The sequence below is a fragment of the Amycolatopsis endophytica genome (assembly GCF_013410405.1).
GTDB lineage: Bacteria > Actinomycetota > Actinomycetes > Mycobacteriales > Pseudonocardiaceae > Amycolatopsis_E > Amycolatopsis_E endophytica.
The window spans coordinates 4,152,335-4,174,160 of record NZ_JACCFK010000001.1 but is presented as its reverse complement, the minus strand read 5'-3'; the positions used below and the strand labels follow the sequence as shown (position 1 = coordinate 4,174,160).

The following is a 21,826-nucleotide window of genomic DNA, read 5'->3' as shown; positions in this document are numbered from 1 at the left end:
CCCCGTTACGCGGTCTCGGCCTTGAGCACGGGCGTGACCGGGCGGCGCGCGTCGAGGGCGGCGGGCACCGTGGCGATCGCGGCGACCAGCACCACCAGGCCGGCCGCCGCGGCCGTCAGCCATCCGGCCGGGGGCGGGGCCGCACCCGGGCCGACGGAGAGCACCCGCAGCAGCCCGAGGCCGAGTGGCACGCCCGCGACGGCACCACCCAGCGCGGACGGGAGCTGGGCGACCGCCAGCGCCGCGGTGACCTGGCCCGGGGTCGCGCCGAACGCCCGCGCCACGGCCAGCGTCCGCCGCGCGTCCAGGGCCGTGGACCAGGTGATGATGATCGTGTTGACGACGGCCAGCACGAGCAGCGCCGCGGTGACGGCCAGTATCGTGCGGTCGGTCTGCTCACCACGCAGGTTCCTCAGGACGGTCCCCCCGAGGTCGTAGACCTGCGGTGGCTGGGCCCGCACCATGAGCGCCGCGCTGACCGCGACGCCGACGGTCGCGATACCGGCGGCGCCGACGACGACGCGGGAGGGCCTGCGGGCGACCAGGCGCAGCCCGAGCAACAACGGCACGGGCAACTTCCCCGCCAGCGCGGTGAGCCCGGCCGACGGATCCACCGGGCTCACCGCACCGGACACAGTGGACAGTGCGGGCACCGTGGGGGTGCGCGCGGCGCGCACGGTCGGCCCAGCCGTGCTCGCCACCGCGACCAGCACGGCCAGCACCAGCACCGGCAGCACCACCCCGGCCGTGACCGGGACGGCGGCGTCCAGCAGGCTGGCACTGGGCCCGGCCAGCACGGGCGTCAGGAGGACCCCCGCGACCAGCCCGAGGCCGGCCGCGGCCAGCGCGAGGACCAGGTATTGCGCGAGCAGGACCGTCATGACCATGCCGGGTGTCGCGCCGACAGCCTTGAGCAGGCCGACGCGGCGGGTCTGTTCGGCCGCCCGCACCGCGGCCAGCACGGCCGCCCCCGCGACCGCGGACACCGCGAGCAGCCAGCCGCCGACGAGGAGCGCCGGTTCGGTGTCCCGGAACACCTTCGAGTCCCGGGTGGCGGTGTCCTGCCAGGCGTGGAGGTGCAGCCGCACGTCGTCGTGGTGCGGGAAGTCGCGCGTGAATTCCGGTGCGCCGCCGGGATCGGCCAGCCGCAGGTGCATCGTGTACGCGGGCGCCGACTGAGGGGCGGACAGCGCGCGCGTGTCCGTCTGGGTCAGCCACACCAGACCGCTGTAGTCGCTCGGGCCGCCGTGCGGACCGGTCCCCTGTGCGCCGGGGAAGGCGCTGTGCGCGGCGGTCACGGCGATGCCGGACACCGGGAACTCGCGGCCCGCGACGGTGATCCGGTCGCCCGCACGCACGCCGAGCGCCTCGGCGAAGCCCCGTTCGACGACCACGGCGCCGTCGCTGAGCCAGGTTCCCGAAGTCACCAGCGGCCGGTCGAGGGCCGCGGGGGCGGCATCGCGGCCTTCGACCACCACCCTGGCCTGCTGCCCACGAACCGTCACCGACGCGTACCGGATCGGATACGGTCCACTCCGGACGCTCACGTCCGGGCTGTGCGCGAGGGCTTCGAGTTCTTCGAGGGCGGACGGGTCGTCTTCCTCCGTCTGCGCCACGACATCCGGGCCCGCGGTGGCCGCGCGGGTCTCGCCGTAGCGGGCGTCGGTCACCCCGGCCACGGACAGGCCCACCGCGAGCGCCGTGGCGGCGGTGCCGACCGTGAGCAGGAAGACGGCCGCCTGCACCGGGCGGCGGCGCAGGTCGGCGAGGATCAGACGGCACACCAGCAGCAGTTGTCCCACGGGTCAGCCGCCGAGGTTCAGGAGTCCGCCGAGGCTGCCCGGCCGCGCGGCGGGCATGCGCACGTCGTCGACGAACGCGCCGTCGCGCATGGTGATCAGGCGGTCGGCCAGTGCCGCGATGCGTTCGTCGTGCGTCACGATCACCAGCGTCTGCCCGCCGGCGCGCAGGTCCCCGAACAACCGCAGCACCGCGCGGGTGGCGGCACTGTCCAGGTTGCCGGTCGGCTCGTCGGCCAGCAGCACCAGCGGTTCGTTGACCAGGGCACGCGCGACCGCCACCCGCTGGCGCTCGCCGCCCGACATCGCCGAGGGCAGGTGCCCGGCGCGGTCCGTCAGCCCGACGCGGTCGAGCAGTTCACCCGCCCGCCGCCGTGCCGCCCGCGGCGGCACACCGGCCAGCAGCGCGGGCAGTTCGACGTTCTGCACCGCGGTCAGTTCGTCGGCGAGATGGAATGCCTGGAACACGAACCCCACGGAGCGGCGCCGCATCCGGGCCAGCGCCCGTTCGCCGAGCCCGTCGATCCGCCTGCCGTCCAGCCACAGTTTCCCGGCGCTGGCCCGTTCCAGCCCGCCGAGCAGGTGCAGCAATGTCGACTTGCCGCACCCGCTGGGCCCCATGATCGCCAGTGTCTGTCCCGCCGGCACGTCCAGGTTGACCTCGTCGACGGCGCGCACCAGCGCGGGCCCGTCGCCGTGCTTCTTGCACAACCGTCGCGCCTGCACCGCGAACCGACTCACGTGTTCCTCCCCCGGGGCGTCCACATCCGTTCGCACGCCTCCAGCCAGCCCAGATCGGCCCGCAGCCGCAGGACGACGCCCTCCAGCAGCAACCCGGCGACCGACTCGTCGGGCTCGTCCAGCGCCGCTCGTTGCGCGTCCCCGAGGCGGCGCAGCAGTTCGCGGCGCTGCGCGTCGATCACCGCGAGCGGGTCCGCGAGCCGCGCCGCCGCGGCGGCCACCAGCTTGAGGTGGAACTCCGTCAGGTCCGGTCTGGGCCAGCTCACCTCGGCCACCCACTCCGCGACGCGACGCTGCCCGGCCGGGGTCAGCGCGTAGGTCTTGCGGTCCGGCGCGCTCTCCACCGAGACCAGACCGGCCTTCTCCAGCCTGCCCAGCGTCACGTACACCTGCCCGGCGTTGAGCGACTCGCCCAGCGGCCCGAGCGCCGCACGCAGCCGCGTGTCCAGCTGGTAGCCGTGCGCGGGCTCCTTCGCCAGCAAGGCGAGCACCACGTCCCGCACCGACCGACCCCCTAACTGTTAGGGACATGAATATCGGCCGGGACACCGGGTTGTCAACCGAGGGTCAGGACGCCTTCCGCGTCGTAGCCGAAGACGCCGCCCACCATCGTGGCCCGCACCTCCAGCTCACCGATCCGCTCCGGCGCCACGCTCAGCAGATCGTCGGACAGCACCGTGAGGTCGGCCACCTTGCCCCTGCCCAGCGAGCCCTTCCGCGTCTCCTCGTGCACGGCGTGGGCCGAGCCGATCGTGTAGGCCCGCAGGGCCTGCGCCGGGGTGAGCGCTTCGTCCGGCGCGATCGGCGCGCCCGACGCGGACCGGCGGTTGACCATGTCGTGGATGCTCAGCAGCGGCTCCCCCGGCACGACCGGCGCGTCGGTCGAGCCCGGCAGTTCGACACCGGCGTCGACGAAACTGCGCATCCGGTAGGCGTGTTCCACGCGTTCGGAACCCAGCGCCGCGAGGAAACCGTCCCCGAGCGCGGAGAGGAACCTGCCCTGCGGCACCGGGATCACGCCCGCCGACACGATACGGGCGACCTGGTCGTCCGAGGAGATCCCCACGTGTTCGATACGGTGCCGGACGCCCGGTCGCGGCAGGCGCTTCTGGGCCTCCTCGTAGGCGCCGAGCACGACGTCGAGCGCGTGGTCGCCGATCGCGTGCGTCGCGATCTGCCAGCCGTTTTCGTGGCCGCGCAGAATGTTCTCCCGCAGCGCTTCGGCCTCGGCGAGCAGGAAACCGCGGTTGCCGGGGCTGTCACGGTAGTCGCAGCACATCGCCGCGGTCCGGCCGATCAGCGAGCCGTCGGACACGATCTTCACCGGTCCCAGCCGGAACCACTCGTCCCCGATGCCGGTGCGCAGCCCGAGGTCCAGCCCCCAGCCCGCCAGTCCGGTGTCGACCGGGCCGAGTTCGTGCAGCGCGTCGGTGTACGGCATGGCCGTGACGCGCGTCCGGAGGTTGCCGCGCTCGTAGGCGGTCTGGAAGGCGCGGGCGTCGGCCGGTCCGTGACCGACCAGCCGTCCGCCGATCCCCGGTTCGGTCACGCTGGTCAGGCCGTGGCGCAGCGCCCACGCGGACGCGGCCTCCAGCGCGGCCACGAGGTCTTCCTGCGGCACCGGTTTGAGCACGTGGCTGACCAGGGTCGCGGCCTGTTCCTGCAGCAGACCGGTGTTCGAGCCGTCGCGGAACACGACGCTGCCGCCGGGCGGCGCCTGCACCCGGTCCGGATCGGGGTGCCCGGCGCGCCGGAACGCCTCCGTGTTGGCGACCGCCATGTGGTTGGAGGTGTGCACCAGGTAGACCGGGCGGCCGCCGGCGATGCGGTCGAGCACCTGCCTGTCCGGGTGCTCCCCGATCTTGTTCTGGTCGTAGCCGTTGCCGATGACCCAGGCGCCGTCGGGTTTGCCCGCGGCCCACTCCTCGACCCGGCGGTAGAGCGCGTCGAGCGTCGGCGCGGCCTCGGCGGACAGGTCGAGCTGCGTCATCTCCTTGCCCAGCATGGAGAAGTGCAGGTGGGCGTCGTTGAACCCGGGCACGACCGGGGCGCCGCCGAGGTCGTGCCGCTCGTCGGCGGTGACGCCGTCGAGTTCCTCGTCGAAGCCGACGACCCTGCCGTGCAGGATGCCGATCGAGTGCGCCCGCGGCCGTGCCGGGTCGAGCGTGGTGACGCGGGCGCCGGTGAGGATGGTGTCGATGCGCATGACGGTCCTTTTCAGACGGTGACGGGAGCGGTCGCGGCGGAACGCCTGGTGAGTGCGGCCAGCGTGACGACGCCACCGGCGGTGAGTCCGATGAGGACGACGTAGAACACCGCCACCCCGGCCCAGTGCCCGCCGCCGAGGTTGAGGAAGAGCTGGGCGAGCAACGGGGTCGTGCCGCCGATGACCGTCGAGCAGAGCTGGTAGGCGAACGAGATGCCGGTGTAGCGCACCGCGACGGGGAATGCCTGGGCCAGGAACCCGGCGAGCACCGCGTAGTACCCGGCGCCCGCGATCGTGCTGAGACCGATGCCGAGCAGGATGAGCGCGGGGTTGCCGGTGCCGACGAGGAGGAACATCGGGACCGCCAGCACGGCGGTGGCGGTCAGCGTGCCGATCATGAACCGGACCGCGCCGAACCGCTCCGCGAGGCGCGTGGCGAGGGGCTGCCACACGAACTGCAGGACGGCGTTGACGAGCAGCAGGTTCAGCATCACCTGACGGCCGACACCGAGGTTCGCCGTCGCGTAGGCGAGCATGAACGTGCTGACGAAGTAGGCCATGCCGATGCCGAGCGCGCTCGCGAAGACCGCCGCCACCACCCGCCGCCAGTGGTGGGCGAGCAGTTCGGCGATCGGCAGCTTCACCGGCGCGGCCGTCGCGGCGCGCTGGGCGAACTCCCGCGACTCTTCGAGTTTCAGGCGGGTCACCAGCCCGATCACGACGAGCACGGCCGACAGCAGGAACGGGATCCGCCAGCCCCACGCCGCGAAGTCGTCGTCCGGCAGCAGCGCGGCGAGCGTCATGACCAGGGTCGCCAGGATGTTGCCTGCCGGGGATCCCTGCTGCACGAACATCCCGCCCCGCAGGGTGCGTTCCCGAGGCCCGCTTTCGGTCGCCAGCAGGACGGCGCCGCCCCACTCCCCGCCGACGGCGAAACCCTGCAGCGCCCGCAGCAGGACGAGCAGGACCGGCGCGGCGACGCCGATCGTGGAGTAGCCCGGCAGCACGCCGATGCCGAAGGTGGCCAGCCCCATGATCAACAGGGTGGCGACGAGGGTGTTCTTCCGCCCCAGCCGGTCACCGAGGTGGCCGAACACGATGCCGCCCACCGGCCGCGCGAGGAACCCGGCCCAGAACGTCGCGAACGACGCCAGCAGCGCCGAGGAGGTGTCGAAGGTCGGGAAGAACACGGGCCCGAACGCGATCGCCGCGGCGGTCCCGAAGATGTAGAAGTCGTACCACTCGACCGCCGTCCCCACGAAGGCGGCGATGCGGGCACGTCTCCCCTGCCGCGAGGCCGTCTCGTCGTCAGGCCCGGTGCTGGTGGACATGGCGCCTCCGGTGTGCCGCGGGTGAACGTGTCAGGAATTCTCAGCGGCACTCTGCCATGCTGTCGAATACCGATTCGGCACGAACTTCATGCTCGGGAGGCATGCGCCATGGAGATGCGGGTGCTCAAGTACTTCCTCGCCGTCGCGGAGGCGGGGTCGATCACGGAGGGCTCTCGGCGCCTGCACGTCACCCAGCCGTCGGTGTCGCGCCAGCTCCGCGCGCTGGAGCAGGAGCTCGGCGTCGACCTGTTCCGGCGCGGCCACGGCGCGCTGAGCCTGACGCACGCGGGCAGGCGGTTTCTGGATGCGGCACGGGATCTGGTGCTGCGCGAGCAGATGGCGCGCAACGCCGTGGGCCTGGACCGGATCCGCGGGACGCGGCTGACGGCGGTGGCCCCGTTCACGACGATCATCCGTTCGCTGGCGCCGTTCACCGCCGAACGCGGCGCGGACCACCCGGTGATCGACGCGCTCGAATGCGAGCCGGTCGCGGTGTTCGAGCGCACCCGGATGGTGAACGCCGACCTGGGGATCTCCACTGTCGCGCCGCCCGCGGACTGGGCCTCCCGGCGGCTCGTCGACGTCGGGATCACCGCGCACGTGTCCGGCGATCACCCGCTGGCGGGCCGGTCCGACGTGGAGATCACCGAACTGGCACGGCACCCGCTGGTGCTGATGGACCGCACCAACATGGCCCGGCTGGCCTTCGACGAGGCGGTGGCGACGGCGGGCGTCGACCTGCCCGAGGCGATCGAGATGAGTTCGTCGTTCATGGCGCAGGGCCTGGCCGCGGGCGGACGCGGCGCCGCGGTGCTGACCAACGCCCCGGCCTTCGGCCTGCACGCGGTGCGCATCATGCTCGACGGGGCCCAGATCCGGCTCACCCTGCACGCCGGCTGGGACCCGAGCCACTACGCCACCGGCCCAATCTCGCGCTGGATCGACGATTTCGCCGGATGGCTGCAGCACATCCCGGACGCCGTGCACGTCGACGACCCACCCGGCCCGGCGGCCCCCGGCTGAGCCATCGCGTTGCGGCACCGCGTGGCTCCCCGGCACAGCGGATCGTGGCGCGATCCCCTATACTGAATCACCTAGAGGAACACTGATTCAGCCAGTTCGAGGAGGGTTGCCGTGACCACAGCCGACGTCGGTGCGCGCATCGAACGCGCTCGCGAGGACGCGGCGCTGAGCCAGCGAGCCCTGGCCGAGGCCAGTGGCGTCTCGCAGTCCACGTTGTCGCGCATCATCACCGGTCAACGACCCGCGAAAGTTCCGGAGCTGATCGCGATCGCCAGGGCGACCGGCCACACGATGGCGCAACTGACCGGCACCGCGTCGGTCGGCGAGCGAGTGCGGTATGCCGCGCGTGCCACCAACGGCACGGACATGGCCGTCATGCGGGACAAGCTGCTGCGGTTCCTGGAACTCGACGACTACCTCGACGACCAGGCCATTCCCGCCCCCACGACGAGCGCCAGGGCCGGATGAACCCCGAAGACGAGGGCCGCGCCGCCGCCGAGCGGTTCCGCGAAGAGCACAAACTCGGTGTACAGCCGCTGGGGGACCTGATCACCATCATCGAAGAATGCACCGGTCACGACGTCGCGGTCCTCGATGCCGGCCCCGACGAGCACGGTCTCACGGTGCACGACCCCCTGCGTGGCTCGGTGATCATCGGGGTGGCCCGCACGCCGAACCCCATGCGGCAGCGCAGCACCCTCGGGCACGAGCTGGGCCATGTCGTGTTCGCCGACTGGACCGGCACACATCCCCGCGACTGGAGTGAGCCCACGCCACAGGAGGAGCGCGCGCGGGCGTTCGCCCGGCACTTGCTCGTGCCGGATCAGGGCCTGCGCGAGTTCATGGCGGCCCGGCCCGGCCCCGGCCTCGCGGACCTGTCCGCGATCGTGCAGCGGTTCGTGGTGTCCCCGGCGGTCGCCGCGGTCGCGTTGCACCGGAACGGATACGTCGACCGCGGTCTCCGGAACCAGTGGATGGCTCTGTCGACACCCCAGCTCGCGACCCGGTACGGGTGGAGCGATCACTACCGGATCCTGCAGGCCGACTCCCAGCGCAGGCGTGCACCGCAACGCCTGCTGGCCCGCGCGATCAGCGGCTTTCAGGCGGGCGTGGTCTCCGCCCAGACCATCGCGACTCTGCGCGGCGCCCCGCTCGCGGAGGTCGAGCAGGAACTCCGGGACGCCGGCATCACCGCCGCACCCCTCTCGGTCACCTTCGCGGATCCGGACGACCTGCCCACCGTGGCGGTCGACCTCGGCGAACTGGACGAGGGACCTCCCGACGGGTCAGGGACCGCCCGGGAATGAGCCATCGCCCCATCATCGACGCCGGTCCCGGCCTCAACTTCTTCTCCATCAACAAGGAGCGTCTGCTCTTCACCGTTCTCGGTCCGTTGAGCATGCCCGAAACCGTGCACCGGGAGATACTCGGCAAAGCATGCAGCGACAGGCGCTTCGCCTCCGCGCGAACCGTCCTGAACAAACTTCCCTCGAGACTGCTGGAGATCCTCCCCGACGACACCACTCCCCAACTCAGTGCCGTGGTCCATCGCCTCACCGGCAGATACCTGCCCGAACGCCGCCAAGCTCCCCGGGACCTCGGCGAGCTCATGGTGATCGCTCATGCGGTCGTCGCTGCCGAAGCCGGTGCGGACGTGATCGTTCTGATCGACGACGGGGCGGGACAGCGGTCGGCGGCCGGGGAGATCGAACGGCTCCTGCGGTTGCGGGGGGCCGGTCGCACCGCGGGAACCCTTCGCCTGGCAGGGACGGTCGCTGTCCTCCAGCGAGCCGCCCGCACCCGTCTCGTCGCGGATCGGGGTGAGATGCGCGAGCTGTACCAACGCCTCCGCGGCCTCGACGAGGGACTCCCGCCCATCGACCACACAAATCTGCTCTCGGCCGAGTTCTGGAGTGATTGCTGACCCCGCCCCCCAGCACCCAATGTCCCACTGTGTCATCACCTGCTACGCTGGCTGATGACACAATGAGACATCACTGGCGGTCCGCCTCAGTGGAAAAGGAGCAGCGATGACGACCCAGCTTGGTGAGGTGTGGATCCTCGGGGCCACCGGACGGATCGGGCGCGCGGTCGCGTCGCGGCTGGTGGCGGACGGCATTGCGCCCGTGCTGGTGGGGCGCAATGAAGAACGCCTGCGCGCGGCCGCCGCGGACCTGGGCGCGGACGTGCGGGTCATCGTCGCCGAGGGGGTGGATCGCACCGCTGCCGAGATCGCCCGGCGGCGGCCCGCCGTGGTCGTCAACACCATCGGCCAGTACGCCACGACCGCCGGGCCGGTGGCGCGGGCGTGCCTGCCCGGCGGGCACTACCTGGACCTGGCCAACGACCTGACCGCCGTGCGCGGGCTGCTCGCGCTGCACGACGAGGCGGCCGCGGCGGGCAGCACCCTGGTGACCGGCGCCGGCTTCGGTGTCCTGGCCACGGAAGCCGTGGTGGCGAAACTGTGCGAAGGCCGCCCCACCCCGGACCGGGTGCGGGCCGACGCGCTGGCGTCCGTGTCCACCGACGACGGCGTGGTGGGCGAACCGCTCGCCGCCTCCCTCGTCGACGTGCTGACCACCGGCGGGCGCCACTACCGCGACGGCCGCCTGGTCGCGGCGCGGCTCGGCGCCGAGCCGCGGGAACTCGCCCTTCCCGACGGCGAAACCGTGAAATCCGCGACCGTTCCGTCGGGCGAGCTGTTCGCGGCGCAGCAGGCCAGCGGCGCGCCCCAGGTGTCCGTCGGCTCCGCGATGGCGCCCACCTCACCGGTCGCGCGCGCCCTGCTACCCCTGGCCGGGCGACTGCTGTCCGTCCCCATGGTGCGGCGCTTCGCCGTTCGCCGGCTCGCCGCCGCACGGACGAAGGCCGCCCCGCGGCCGCGCCGGCATTCCTGGGGGCACGCGGTGGTCACCTGGCCGGACGGCACCACGCGCGAAGGCTGGCTGCGCGCCGGTGACGGCATGGACTACACCGCCGCCGTCGCCGCCGAGGCCGCCGCCCGGCTCGCGCGGGGCGAAGGCAAACCCGGCGCCCACACCCCGGCCGCCGCGCTCGGGCCCGAACTCGCGACCGCGGCCGGTGGCACCTTCCTCCTGTGAGGACTCACCGCACCGACCGGGCGGGCTCCAGCTCCGCGAGAAGTTCCGCGGTGACGTCGTCGAACAGGGACGAGAACGCCGTCCCCGCGGTGTCGTCGAGCCAGCGGTCGAACGCGGCCCGCAGCGCGGCCACGCTGACCTCGGCGAGCATCGCGGCCACCGGCCCGGACGCGCCCCGCTCGCGCAGTGCGTCCGCGATCGCGGAGGCGACCAGCGCGAACTTGGTGCGCTCCCGTTCCTGGAGCTCCGGACTGGCCCGGATCACCACACGGCGCGGACCGGCCGTGGGGACGGTCCGGACCAGCTGATCGCCCACGTGCCGCAAGGCGGTTGCCGTGGCCTGCCACGGGGGCAGGGCCTCGTCGGCCCCGGCCACCGCGTCGCGAACGGCATCCGCGAGCTGCTCGGAACCGGCGAAGAGCACGTCCCGCTTGTCGGTGAAGTAGCGGGAGAACGTGCGCCTGGTCAGGCCCGCGCGTTCGGTGATGTCGGCGACTGTCACGTTCTCGAACCCGCGCTCGGCGAACAGCTCCACCGCGGCATCCCGGAGCCGCTCTTCCGCCCGGGGTATCCAGCGAGGCATCCCCCAACCCTAACCGACGACCCAGTGGGACATCCGGCGGCGAACGCCGTACCGGAGCCGCACCCCGACCGCACCCAGCCCGCCGACGCGGCCGGACGACCTGCACGGGCATCAGCGGAACGTCCGCTCCGCGCGCGCCCCGGATGTCAAGATCGTTCAACGATCACCCTCCACCAACCTTGAAGGTGCGATGAAACGCTCACACAAGTTCACCGGCATCGCCGGCCTCCTCACCGCGGTCGCACTGCTGGGCGCCCCGGAAGCCGCCGCGGCCGACCACAGCGTCAAGACCAACGACGCCGACCCGGGCGGTGTCGCCTACTTCACCGAGCACGGTGACGTGGTCAAGGTGTGCGACATCGAAGCCGACGGGTGGGCCGTCGGCGTCGACGTGTACTGGAACGGAGGCAGCTACACCCTCAAGGCGGGCGGGAACGGCAACTGCAAGTCGACCGACGCGAACACCCACGACATCCCGGAGAACGCCTACGTCAACTTCCGGATCTACCTCTACAAGAGCGGCACCGCGTACGCCTACCAGGACACCGCGCAGTGGTACAACGACCACTGACCCGAGTGAGCCGGCCCGCGGTCTGGCACTACCGGTCACGCACTGGATCGCGGGCCGTCATCTGACGTTCGTGTCGCCTTGATCGTTCCCGGATAGCGTCCGGACGCTGATTTCCGTTATCCCAAAAGGGGAAAACATGTGTCCTGACCACCAGCGCGACACACCGGTCGAATCCGGTCACAACCGGAGATCCTTCCTGCTCACCGCGGGACTCGCCGGCGCGGGCGCGGCGACGCTCGGCCCGCTCGGCGCCGCGCCCGCGTCCGCGCATTCTGGCGGCAACTCCGGCCGGTGGCAGCCCGATCCGGCCGGTCTCCAGTTCACCCTCGCCGTCATGCCCGACACCCAGTTCCTGTACTGGGGCAGCCAGAACAGCATCAACTCCGAACCGGTGATCGAGTCGTTCCGCTACGTCATCGACAACAGCGGTGACTCCTCCGACGACAACATCGTCTTCATGGCCCACCTCGGCGATCTGACGCAGGACGGTGACGCGTCCTCGTTCCGGGAGGTCGGCCGGGCGTTCGAGACGCTGGACTCGCGCGGCGTCGCCTACAGCGTGCTGGCCGGGAACCACGACGTCAGCGGCGACGACACCCGCGGCTCCACCCCGTACCTGCAGACCATGGGCCCGCAGCGGTTCCGGCGCTCGAAGACCTTCGCCGGCTCCGACCCCAGCGGCTACAACACCGCGCACATCTTCCAGGCCGCCGGCCGGGACTGGCTGCTGCTGGCCATGGACTGGCGCACCTCGGCGCAGGGTTTCGCCTGGGCCAACCAGTTCATCAGGGACCACCCGAAACTGCCGGTGATCCTCACCGCGCACGACATCGTCGGCTCGGTCTACGACGACAACGTCTACCCGTACGAGTCCGGCGACCCGGAGAACAACGCCACCTTCTCCGAGTACGGCCAGCAGGTGTGGGACGAGCTGATCAACGACAACGACCAGATCTTCCTGACTCTCAACGGCCACTTCTGGCCGCCGGGGCGCACGACGCGCCGCAACGCCGCGGGTCACGACGTCCACCTGCACATCACGAACTACCAGAACCGCTACTTCGGCGGCGCCGGCATGCTCCGGCTCTACCACTTCGACCTGGTGCGCAACACGATCGACGTCGAAACGTTGTCGCCGTGGATCCTGGCCCAGGACCCGGAGAAGCGGAACCGGCTGGCGGCACTCGAAGCGCGGCTCACGACACCGGTCGACAACTTCTCCATGGCCATCGACTTCGAGGAGCGATTCTCCGGCTTCATCCCGGTGACGACCCGCCCGGCGCGGCCCGCGAACAAGGTGCTGGTGCCGGGCACCCTGGCCTACTGGCGCTTCGACGGGGGCGGCGCGGCGGGCACCCCGGTCACCGAGCCGGTGCGCGACCTGTCCGGGCGCGGCAACGACCTCACGCTGGTCACCGTGCCGGGCAGTGCGGCCGACGCGCTCACCTGGTCCGACGACCACCACCCCGACCAGCCGGGCCACGCGAGCCTGCGGTTCGCGGGCGGCAAGAACCCGCTGCACGGCGCCTACCTGACCACCGGTGCGCGGGCCCCGCTGAACGCCGAGACGTTCCCGCGTGGCTACACGATCGAGGCGTTCGTGAAGATGCCGCTGGACTGGGACGCCACCAACAACGGCTGGATGGCCGCGCTCAGCCGCTGGGGCGAGGCAGGCAAGGCGGGCAAGCACGACCGCAACACCGATCCGCGGGAACCGGTCATGCAGCTCGCGATCTCCAACAACGGCCGCGAGCCGCAGTTCAACTGCTACCCGCTCAACCAGACCTACCCGACCACGAACTGGGGTCACGGCCTGGTGGAGGACGCGTGGTGGCACCTGGCGGTGGTCAACGACGGCAGGCACACGATGCTTTACGTCGACGGCTGCCCGGTGGTCGACAACCCGTCGACGAACTCGAACGGCATCACCACGCTCGGCCTGCCCTGGATGCTCGGCGGGCGTGACTACGGTGGCAGTCTCGATCAGGTCTTCCACGGCTGGATCGGCGACGTCCGCATCGTGGACCGGGCGCTGCCCGTCCGCGACTTCCTGATCGGCGAGTAAGTCCGCACGGGCCCTCCCGTCCGCCCCGCCGGACGGGGGGCTCGCCTCAGCTCACCCCGGCTCGGCCAGTCCGAGCGCGCTCAGCGCCCCGGCCGCGTGTGCGCGGGCCTGGGCGCGGGTCGGCGCGGTGTCCAGGCCCAGCAGCCGCCGCCGGTGGGGTTCGCCCAGCAGCAAGGAAAACAGCTGCGTCGCGCGGGCGTGCTCCGGTGCGGGCAGGAGCCGGCCGAGCGCCGTGATGTAGGCCCGCGGCCCCTCCGCGTAGAACCGGTCGGCGAGGTCGGGGAACGAAGCCGCCTCCGTGATCATCAACCGGTGCAGGCCGATCGCTTCGTCCGAATGCAACGCGGCCACGATCTCGGTCGACAGCCGCGCCAGGGTGTCGCAGCGGCGGCCGGTCAGTTCGAGGGCCCGGCGCCGGAGCCGCGCGACCGCGGCGACGAAGATCTCGGTCTTGTCGCCGAAGTAGGTGTAGAGCGTGCGCTTCGTGACGTGCGCCGCCGCGGCGATGTCGTCGAGCGCGACGGCGCGGAAGCCGCGGGACACGAACAACCCGACCGCCGCGTCCAGGATCTCCTCCTGCCGTCGCTCGCGTTCCTCGCTGGTCGGCCTGCCGCGCTTGCGCCCCGCCCGCTGGTCCATCGCCCCATCCTCTCACCGTCATTAATGACACTGATCTAGTATCATTTAGCCGCGGACACCCCGTGGCGAGAGGAGACCCCCGAATGCCCAGCCCCGCAGGGACGGCAGCCCCGGCCACCGGCTGCCTCGACGACGAGCAGGCGCTCCGGTTCTACCGGCAGATGCTGCTGATCCGCCGGTTCGAGGAACGCGCCGCCCGCGCCTACACCGAGGCGAAGGTCGGCGGGTACTGCCACCTCAACCTCGGTGAGGAAGCCACCGTCGCCGGCCTCATGGCCGCGCTCGCCGACACCGACTACCTGTTCACCAACTACCGCGAACACGGTTACGCGATCGCCCGCGGCATCGACCCCGGCCGTGTGATGGCCGAGCTGTACGGCCGCCGCGACGGGGTGTCCCGTGGCTGGGGCGGGTCGATGCACCTGTTCGACGTCGAGTCCCGGCTGATGGGCGGCTACGGCATCGTCGGCGGTCAGGTCCCCCTCGCGACCGGCGCGGCGCTGGCCATCGACTACCGGGCGGGGCAGGAGGCCGTGATGTGCCTGATGGGCGACGGGACGACCAACATCGGCGCCTTCCACGAATCGCTCAACCTGGCCGCGCTGTGGCACCTGCCGATCGTGTACGTCGTGGTCAACAACGGCCGCGGCATGGGCACCACCGTCGAGGAGTCCTCCGCCGAGCCCGACCTGTACCGGCGCGCGTCGTCCTACCGGATGCCGTCGAGCCGGGTCGACGGCAACGATCCCGCGGCCGTTCACGAAGCGGCGCTGGAAGCGTTGCGCTCGGCCCGTTCCGGACAGCCCTACCTGCTGGAAACGGTGTCCGGGCGGTTGAAGGGCCATTCCGTGGTCGACCCGGCGAAGTACCGCGACCAGGCCGAGATCGAGGCGCTCCGTGCCGCCGATCCGGTCCTCGGGTTCGCCGCGCACCTGCGCGAGCGTGGTCTCCTGAACGACGACCTGTCCGCCGGGATCGAGGCCGAAATCGCCGCCGCCGTCGAGGCGGCCGCCGCCTTCGCCGAAGCGAGCCCGCTGCCGGAGGTGTCGACGCTGTTCGATCACACCTACGCCACCCCCGTGCGCAACGATTCGCGCCGTCTGCCGGGACAGCCGCTGTTCGCGCAGGCCGGTGTTCCGGCGTGAGCGTGATCAGCTACCGGCAGGCCCTGCACGACACGCTGCGGTCGGAGATGCTGCGCGACGAGGACGTGTTCCTGATCGGCGAGGAGATCGGCCGCTTCGAAGGCTCCTACAAGATCACCGCCGGGCTGCTGGAGGAGTTCGGCGCACGGCGGGTCCGCGACACCCCGATCGCCGAGGAGGGGTTCACCGGCGCCGCGATCGGTGCCGCGATGCTCGGCCTGCGGCCGGTCGTGGAGATCATGACGATCAACTTCTCGCTGCTGGCACTGGACCAGATCGTCAACCACGCCGCGAAGATCTATGGGATGTTCGGCGGGCAGGCGCGCGCGCCGATGGTGATTCGGACCCCCGGTGGCGGCGGGCAGCAGCTGGGCGCGACGCATTCGCAGAACATCGAGCTGTACTACGCCTTCGTGCCAGGGATGAAGGTGGTGGCACCGTCCACACCGGCCGATGCGAAGGCGCTCATGCTGGCCGCGATCCGCGACGACGATCCGGTGCTGGTCCTGGAGAACCTGGCTCTCTACAACACCAAGGGCGAGGTGCCCGACGACGACGTGCCCGCCGAGATCGGCGTCGCGTCCGTCACCCGCGAAGGGGCCGACATCACCGTCATCGCCTACTCGCGCATGGCCACGGTCGCGCTCCGGGCCGCCGAAGAGCTGGCGCGCGAAGGGATCGACGTGGAGGTCGTCGATCTGCGGAGCCTGCGGCCGCTGGACCGGGACACGGTGATCGCCTCGGTGCGCAAGACCAACTGCGCCGTCGTTCTCGAAGACGACTGGCTCACCTACGGCATCGGCGCCGAGGTCGCGGCCAGCATCTCCGACGGCGCGTTCGACTGGCTCGACGCCCCGGTCCGGCGCGTCGCGATGGCCGAGGTCCCGCTGCCCTACTCCAAGCCGCTGGAAACCGCGGCCCTGCCCAGCATCGACGACGCCACCACGGCGATTCGCCAGACCCTCGACGCCGTCGCCCGGCGTCGCTGACGGGAGCACGATGATCGACATCCTGATGCCGCGCCTGTCCGACACCATGGAGGAGGGCGTGATCTCCTCGTGGCACTTCGGGCCCGGCGACCACGTCACCACCGGGCAGGTCCTCGCCGAGATCGAAACCGACAAGGCGATCATGGAGTTCGAGGCGTACCAGGACGGCACGCTCACCGAGATCCTCGTGCCCGCGGGCAGCGCGGTGCCCATCGGCGCCCCGATCGCCCGCCTCGACGACGGCAGCGGCGACGCTCCCGAGCCCGCGCGTGAGGCTCCCGCGGCGGAACCGGTGCCCGCCGCACCGCCCCTGCCACAGGAGGGAAACGGCCGTCTGGCGGCCACTCCCCTCGTGCGGCGGCTCGCCCGCGAGCACGGGATCGACCTGGCCGGGATCACCGGCAGCGGGCCGCGGGGCCGCATCGTGCGGGCGGACATCGAGGACGCTCTTCGCACCGATCCCGCGCCGGCCGAACCCGCCGAACCCGCCGCCGCAGGAGCGACACGGGTGCCCTTCGACGCCGTCCGCCACGCCGTCGCGACGCGGCTCGCCGACAGCGCCACCATCCCGACGTTCACCGCGACCGCCTCCGCCGACGTGGACGCCCTGCTCACCCTGCGCGCGCAGATCAACGAAGCGCCGGCCTCCGCGAAGGTGACCGTCAACGATCTCGTCGTCCGGGCCGTCGCGCTCGCGCTGCGGGCGCACCCGGGGATCAACGCCTCGTACTCGCCCGAGGGCCGCGGCGCAACCGTGCTGCACGAAGGGATCCATGTCGGGATCGCCGTGTCGTCGCCGAGCGGCCTGGTGGTGCCGGTGGTCCGCGACGCCGACCGGTCCCCGGTCACGGCCATCGCGGTGCGGACCCGCGAACTCGCCGGCCGGGCCGCCGACCGGACACTGAGCCCGGCGGACATGGCCGGCGGAACGTGCACGGTCAGCAACCTCGGCATGTTCGGGGTCGAGCAGTTCACCGCGATCATCAACCCGCCCCAGGGTGCCATCCTCGCGGTCGGTGCCGCGCTCGGCGAGCCGCGCCGCATGCGGTACACCCTCACCGCCGACCACCGCATCATCGACGGCGCGCTCGCCGGCCAGTTCCTGGCCACGCTCACCGGCCTGCTCGAACACCCGCTGCGCGCCATCGCGTGAAGGAGCCCGACATGCCACGGACGGCCTTCCCGCCGCTGGAACGCGCCGACCTCGCCACCCACCACGGGGAAGGACACACCTGACCATGATCGAACCCGACGGGCGCAAACTGCTCCGCCTGGAAGTCCGCAACAGCGAAACCCCGGTCGAGCGCAAACCGCCGTGGATCCGCACACGGGTCCACACCGGACCGGAGTACACCGAACTCAAGTCGCTGGTCCGCTCACGCGGTCTGCACACCGTGTGCGAGGAAGCGGGCTGTCCCAACATCTACGAGTGCTGGGAGGACCGCGAGGCCACCTTCCTGATCGGCGGCGGGCAGTGCACCCGCCGCTGCGACTTCTGCCAGATCGACACCGGCAGGCCCACCGCGGTGGACCGCGGCGAGCCCCGCCGGGTCGCGGAATCCGTGCGCACCATGGGTTTGCGTTACTCGACCGTCACCGGTGTCGCCCGCGACGACCTCGACGACGGCGGCTCCTGGCTCTACGCCGAAACCGTCCGGCAGATCCACGCCCTCAACCCGGGCACCGGCGTCGAACTGCTGATCCCGGACTTCCATTCCCGCGACGACCTGCTCGCACCGGTGTTCGGGTCCCGTCCCGAGGTGCTGGCGCACAACCTGGACACCGTCGCCCGGTTGTTCCGGCGGATCCGGCCCGCGTTCCGCTACGACACCTCACTCGGGATCCTGACCAAGGCGCGCGCGGCCGGGCTCGTGACGAAGTCGAACCTGATGCTCGGCATGGGCGAGACCCCGGACGAGGTGACCGCAGCGCTGCGCGATCTGCACGAGGCCGGGTGCGAGATCATCACGCTGTCCCAGTACCTGCGCCCCTCCGCGCGCCACCACCCGGTCGAACGCTGGGTCAGGCCCGGCGAGTTCGCCGAGCACGCGGCGGCGGCCGAGGAGATCGGGTTCGCGGGAGTCCTGGCCGGACCGCTGGTGCGCTCGTCCTACCGGGCGGGCCGCCTCTACGCCGACGTGCTGGCCCGCACCGCCGGGAAGGGCGCCTGATGGGCGCCGTGCCCCGGGTGCTCAGCGTCGCCGGGACCGACCCGACCGGTGGCGCCGGGATTCAGGCCGATCTGAAGAGCATCGCGGCCGCCGGCGGGTACGGCATGGCCGTCGTCACCGCGCTGGTCGCGCAGAACACCACCGGGGTCCGGGCGATCCACCGGCCGGACACCGGTTTCCTGGCTGGCCAGCTGAACGCGGTGAGCGACGACGTCACGCTGGACGCGGTGAAGATCGGGATGCTCTTCGACGCCGGGATCGCCCGCACCGTGCGGGACTGGCTCGCCGCGACCCGCCCGCCGCACGTCGTACTGGACCCGGTGCTGGTCGCCACCAGCGGCGACCGCCTGTCCGGTGACGGTCTCGAATCCGCGCTCGCCGAGGTGATCCCGCTGACCGATCTGGTCACCCCCAACGTCGCCGAACTCGGGATCCTGCTGGGCGAACCGGCCGCGGTGTCCTGGCCCGAGCTGATCGGACAGGCCACACGGCTGGCCGCGCGGCACGGGGTCCGGGTGCTGGCCAAGGGCGGCCACCTCGCCTCGGACGACGCCCGCGACGCGCTCGCCGGTCCCGGCGGCGAGGTGCGGATCTTCTCCGCACCACGGGTGGACACCGTCCACACGCACGGGACCGGATGCTCGCTGTCGGCTTCGCTGGCGACCCACCGCGCCAGGACGGACAGCTGGGAGGCGGCGATCCCGCGCGCCAAGCAGTGGCTCAGTGCGAGCCTCGCGGCGGGCGCGGACCTCGACGTCGGCACCGGGCGCGGTCCGGTCTCCCCTCTGGCCGTCCTGTGGGACCGCGGCGGGGTGCACGCCCCCGATCCCGCGACCGTCCGCACGACGTGGTGGAACGGCATCGCGGACCTGCGCGCGCGAATCCACGACACCGCGTTCGTCACCGGGCTCGGGCAGGGCACGCTGGACCCGCGGGCGTTCGCGTGGTTCCTCGCGCAGGACCTCGTGTACCTCCGCGAGTTCGCCCGGGTGCTGTCCCGGACCGCCGCGCTGGCCCCCACGCCGGAGGAACAGGTCTTCTGGGCCGGATGCTCCCGGGACGCCCTCGTCGGCGAGACGGAGGTGCACACGCGGTGGATCGAGCCGCGACACCGATTCACGGCCGCGCCCGCGCCGGCCACCACGCGCTACACCGACCACCTGCTCGCGGTGACCACGCGCGGGGACTACGCGACGGCCGTCGCCGCCGTGCTGCCGTGTCTTTGGATCTACCACGACGTCGGGCACCGCCTGGGACTGTCCACTGTGGCGGGCAACCCGTTCGCGGACTGGATCCGCTCCTACCAGGACCCCGGAGTCGAACGGATGACGGAGCAAGCCATCGACATCGCCACGACACACGCCGCCTCCGCCTCCGATGCGCGACGGACGGCGATGCAAGCGGTCTTCCGGACCTCCGCCGAGCACGAACTGGCCTTCTTCCGCGCACCGACCCAGGCGAGCGCCGCATGAACGGTCATGCGGACACCGCACTGCGGAGCTGGTGGGTTCTCGGCGCGCTGTCACTGCTGCAGTTCCTGATCGCGGTCGACGTGACCGTCGTCAACGTGGCCCTGCCCTCGATCGGCGCCGATTTCGGGGTCGCGCCCCCGGAACTGACCTGGGTGGTCGTCGCCTACAGCGTCACCGGCGGTGGCCTGCTCATGCTGGGCGGGCGGCTCGGTGACGTGCTGGGCCGCCGTCGCGCGCTGCTGGCCGGGACCTCGCTCTTCGGGGCCGCCTCGCTGCTGGCCGGGCTGGCGCCCTCGTTCGGCGTCCTGGTGGTGGCGCGGCTGTTGCAGGGCGCGGGTGAGGCGCTCGCGTTGCCTGCCGCCATGGCCGCGATCGTGCTGCTGTTCCCCGAGGGGCCGCGCCGCGCGAGGGCACTGAGCATCTGGGCCGCCGTCGCGAGCAGCGGGCTCGTGCTGGGCTTCGTGCTCTCCGGCGTGCTGACCGAACTGCTGGGCTGGCGGTCGGCCTTCCTGGTCACCGTCCCGTTCGTCGTGGTCGTCCTCGGTGGCGTCCCGGCCTTCCTGCCCCGCGACCGGCCGCAGCGGCGGGAACCGCTCGACCTGTCCGGTTCGGTGCTGCTGACCGCGGCCCCGCTGCTGTTCGTCACCGGGGTCAGCGGCGCGCGCGGCCCGTGGCAGGTGATCGCGCTCGCCGCCGCGCTCCTGGCCGCCGTGGCGTTCGTCCTCGTGGAGCGCCGGGCGGCGCATCCGCTGATCCCGCCCGCCTTCTTCCGCAACCGCATCCGGGTGACGGCGAACGTCGCCACCGCCCTGCTCAGCGCGGCATTGTCGACGTCGTTCCTCCTGCTCACCTTCCACCTCCAGCAGCGCGCCGGCCACGATCCGCTGGAGACCGGGGTGGCGCTCCTGCCGCTGGCCGTGACCCTCGTCCTCGCGGCGACGCTGGTCCCGCGCCTGCTGGGACGGTGGGGATTCCGGGCGTGCTCGCTCACCGGCATCGCGCTCACCGCACTCGGCATGGCCGCGATCGCCGTCGCCGCCGGGGACGGCGGCACCGGGTTCGCGATCCTCGCGATGATCCTGATCGCCACCGGGATGGGCTTCGGACTCGTGGGCCTCCAGTACGCCGCGGTGCACGACGTGTCCGACGAGGACGCCGGAACCGCCTCCGGGGTGCAGCGAGCCGCCGACCAGCTCGGCGGCGCCACCGGCATCGCGCTCTACACCGGCATCGGCTTCGGGGCCGGCGCCGCGTGGACCGACCCGTTCGTCACCAGTTGCGTGCTCGCCGTCGGTGGTCTCGCCCTCGCCGCGGTTGTCACGGGCGCCGGCCGAGCAGGCCGTCCGTGACGAGGCTAGCGAGTTCGTGCGCGGTGCGCGCCTGGCTTTCCCTCGTGACCGGCCGGGCCCGGCCGAGCCGGTGCGCCAGCGGTAGCTGCACCAGGCCCGCGACGGGGCTGATCACGGCGAAGAAGAGGACGTCCATCGGCACCGCAGGCATCCGGCCCGCCGCCATGAGGCGCTCGACGGCCGGGACCAGCGGGCCCAGCGTCGGCGTCACGTACTTCTCGTACAGGTAGTCCAGGCGCTCCGACTCTTGCCCGAACTCGTCGGCCAGCAGGCGGGCGAGCAGCGGCGCCTCGACGGCGGACTGGTAGAAGTGGGTGATCACGGCGCGGACCCGCTCGGCGTCGTCGGCGCCGGTGCCGAGCAGGCGCTCGCGTTCCCGCTGGTCGGCTTCGAGCAGTGAATCGACCACGGCGCGCCAGAACCCGGCCTTCGACCCGTAGCGGTCGTTGATGAAGTTGTGGCTGACGCCGAGGCGCCTCGCCAGCTCTCTCGCCGAGGTCCGGTCGTAGCCGAGCTCGGCGAATGCCTCCATCCCCCGCCGCAGGATCTCGGCCTCGCCGGGCACCGGGGGCGCGCCGGCCCCGGGGCGCCCCGGCCTTCGCGCGGTCACCGGCTCCTCTGTCGCCATGCGTGCATTCTCC

20 protein-coding genes and 1 pseudogene are annotated in these 21,826 nt (G+C 72.1%); 13 read left to right on the top strand and 8 right to left on the bottom strand.

All coding sequences use genetic code 11. The features are described from left to right. Nucleotides 1-5 precede the first annotated feature (5 nt). The 5 genes from HNR02_RS20555 to HNR02_RS20540 are packed head-to-tail and all read right to left on the bottom strand — an operon-like array spanning nt 6 to nt 6,077. Nucleotides 6-1,802 (bottom strand): FtsX-like permease family protein, encoded by a 1,797-nt coding sequence (locus tag HNR02_RS20555; protein ID WP_179774761.1) that lies wholly within the window; start codon nt 1,800-1,802, stop codon nt 6-8. Between the two features lie 3 nt (nt 1,803-1,805). Then, nucleotides 1,806-2,540 (bottom strand): ABC transporter ATP-binding protein, encoded by a 735-nt coding sequence (locus HNR02_RS35105; RefSeq protein ID WP_312861068.1) that lies wholly within the window; start codon nt 2,538-2,540, stop codon nt 1,806-1,808. Beyond that, the gene (locus HNR02_RS35100; RefSeq protein ID WP_218903015.1) at nt 2,537-3,043 is read right to left on the bottom strand and encodes a PadR family transcriptional regulator; all 507 of its coding nucleotides are present in this window, start codon (nt 3,041-3,043) and stop codon (nt 2,537-2,539) included. The genes HNR02_RS35105 and HNR02_RS35100 overlap by 4 nt, the downstream gene beginning before the upstream one ends. A 53-nt stretch (nt 3,044-3,096) precedes the next feature. Further along, nucleotides 3,097-4,746 carry an amidohydrolase gene (locus HNR02_RS20545; protein WP_179774759.1) on the bottom strand — a complete coding sequence of 550 codons (1,650 nt, stop codon included), beginning with the start codon at nt 4,744-4,746 and terminating at the stop codon, nt 3,097-3,099. Between the two features lie 11 nt (nt 4,747-4,757). Next, nucleotides 4,758-6,077 (bottom strand): MFS transporter, encoded by a 1,320-nt coding sequence (locus HNR02_RS20540; RefSeq protein ID WP_179774758.1) that lies wholly within the window; start codon nt 6,075-6,077, stop codon nt 4,758-4,760. Between the two features lie 108 nt (nt 6,078-6,185). Between HNR02_RS20540 and HNR02_RS20535 the strand changes: the two genes are divergently transcribed. From HNR02_RS20535 to HNR02_RS20515, 5 genes are all read left to right on the top strand, one after another. After that, nucleotides 6,186-7,100 carry a LysR family transcriptional regulator gene (locus HNR02_RS20535; RefSeq protein ID WP_179774757.1) on the top strand — a complete coding sequence of 305 codons (915 nt, stop codon included), beginning with the start codon at nt 6,186-6,188 and terminating at the stop codon, nt 7,098-7,100. A gap of 111 nt (nt 7,101-7,211) precedes the next feature. After that, nucleotides 7,212-7,568 (top strand): helix-turn-helix domain-containing protein, encoded by a 357-nt coding sequence (locus HNR02_RS20530; protein ID WP_179774756.1) that lies wholly within the window; start codon nt 7,212-7,214, stop codon nt 7,566-7,568. Further along, nucleotides 7,565-8,407: an ImmA/IrrE family metallo-endopeptidase gene (locus HNR02_RS20525; RefSeq protein WP_179774755.1), complete on the top strand. Its 843-nt coding sequence runs from the start codon at nt 7,565-7,567 to the stop codon at nt 8,405-8,407. The genes HNR02_RS20530 and HNR02_RS20525 overlap by 4 nt, the downstream gene beginning before the upstream one ends. Continuing rightward, nucleotides 8,404-9,024 carry a PIN domain-containing protein gene (locus tag HNR02_RS20520; RefSeq protein WP_179774754.1) on the top strand — a complete coding sequence of 207 codons (621 nt, stop codon included), beginning with the start codon at nt 8,404-8,406 and terminating at the stop codon, nt 9,022-9,024. The genes HNR02_RS20525 and HNR02_RS20520 overlap by 4 nt, the downstream gene beginning before the upstream one ends. Before the next feature lie 106 nt (nt 9,025-9,130). Continuing rightward, a complete protein-coding gene (locus tag HNR02_RS20515; protein ID WP_179774753.1) occupies nt 9,131-10,201 on the top strand; it encodes a saccharopine dehydrogenase NADP-binding domain-containing protein in 1,071 nt (356 codons plus the stop codon). Nucleotides 10,202-10,205: 4 nt separating this feature from the next. Here the strand turns inward: HNR02_RS20515 and HNR02_RS20510 are convergent, their stop codons facing one another. After that, nucleotides 10,206-10,784 (bottom strand): TetR family transcriptional regulator, encoded by a 579-nt coding sequence (locus HNR02_RS20510; RefSeq protein ID WP_179774752.1) that lies wholly within the window; start codon nt 10,782-10,784, stop codon nt 10,206-10,208. A 190-nt stretch (nt 10,785-10,974) separates the two neighbouring features. On the opposite strand from HNR02_RS20510, the gene HNR02_RS20505 reads away from it, so the two are divergent. Beyond that, nucleotides 10,975-11,355 (top strand): hypothetical protein, encoded by a 381-nt coding sequence (locus HNR02_RS20505; RefSeq protein WP_179774751.1) that lies wholly within the window; start codon nt 10,975-10,977, stop codon nt 11,353-11,355. A gap of 136 nt (nt 11,356-11,491) precedes the next feature. Continuing rightward, the gene (locus HNR02_RS20500; protein WP_179774750.1) at nt 11,492-13,420 is read left to right on the top strand and encodes a LamG-like jellyroll fold domain-containing protein; all 1,929 of its coding nucleotides are present in this window, start codon (nt 11,492-11,494) and stop codon (nt 13,418-13,420) included. A 51-nt stretch (nt 13,421-13,471) separates the two neighbouring features. Here the strand turns inward: HNR02_RS20500 and HNR02_RS20495 are convergent, their stop codons facing one another. Continuing rightward, nucleotides 13,472-14,059: a TetR/AcrR family transcriptional regulator gene (locus HNR02_RS20495; RefSeq protein ID WP_179774749.1), complete on the bottom strand. Its 588-nt coding sequence runs from the start codon at nt 14,057-14,059 to the stop codon at nt 13,472-13,474. 83 nt (nt 14,060-14,142) lie between these two features. Here HNR02_RS20495 and pdhA point away from each other — a divergent pair, with 83 nt between their 5' ends. The 6 genes and pseudogenes from pdhA (at nt 14,143) to HNR02_RS20465 (ending at nt 21,185) form a co-directional block, all read left to right on the top strand. Then, entirely contained in the window at nt 14,143-15,204 is a 1,062-nt protein-coding gene (pdhA, locus tag HNR02_RS20490; RefSeq protein ID WP_179774748.1) for a pyruvate dehydrogenase (acetyl-transferring) E1 component subunit alpha, read from the top strand. Then, nucleotides 15,201-16,193 carry an alpha-ketoacid dehydrogenase subunit beta gene (locus tag HNR02_RS20485; RefSeq protein ID WP_179774747.1) on the top strand — a complete coding sequence of 331 codons (993 nt, stop codon included), beginning with the start codon at nt 15,201-15,203 and terminating at the stop codon, nt 16,191-16,193. The genes pdhA and HNR02_RS20485 overlap by 4 nt, the downstream gene beginning before the upstream one ends. 10 nt (nt 16,194-16,203) lie before the next feature. Further along, nucleotides 16,204-17,346, top strand: a complete 1,143-nt coding sequence (locus HNR02_RS20480) for a dihydrolipoamide acetyltransferase family protein (RefSeq protein ID WP_179774746.1) — start codon at nt 16,204-16,206, stop codon at nt 17,344-17,346. Nucleotides 17,347-17,431: 85 nt separating this feature from the next. After that, a pseudogene (gene lipA, locus HNR02_RS20475) lies at nt 17,432-18,340 on the top strand (lipoyl synthase); the annotation flags it as partial. Between the two features lie 23 nt (nt 18,341-18,363). After that, the gene (gene thiD / locus HNR02_RS20470; RefSeq protein WP_179774744.1) at nt 18,364-19,836 is read left to right on the top strand and encodes a bifunctional hydroxymethylpyrimidine kinase/phosphomethylpyrimidine kinase; all 1,473 of its coding nucleotides are present in this window, start codon (nt 18,364-18,366) and stop codon (nt 19,834-19,836) included. Further along, nucleotides 19,833-21,185: an MFS transporter gene (locus HNR02_RS20465; RefSeq protein ID WP_246338605.1), complete on the top strand. Its 1,353-nt coding sequence runs from the start codon at nt 19,833-19,835 to the stop codon at nt 21,183-21,185. The genes thiD and HNR02_RS20465 overlap by 4 nt, the downstream gene beginning before the upstream one ends. Here HNR02_RS20465 and HNR02_RS20460 read toward each other — a convergent pair. Then, nucleotides 21,154-21,813, bottom strand: coding sequence for a TetR/AcrR family transcriptional regulator (locus HNR02_RS20460; protein WP_179774743.1), 660 nt, complete (start codon nt 21,811-21,813; stop codon nt 21,154-21,156). The genes HNR02_RS20465 and HNR02_RS20460 overlap by 32 nt on opposite strands. Nucleotides 21,814-21,826 lie beyond the last annotated feature (13 nt).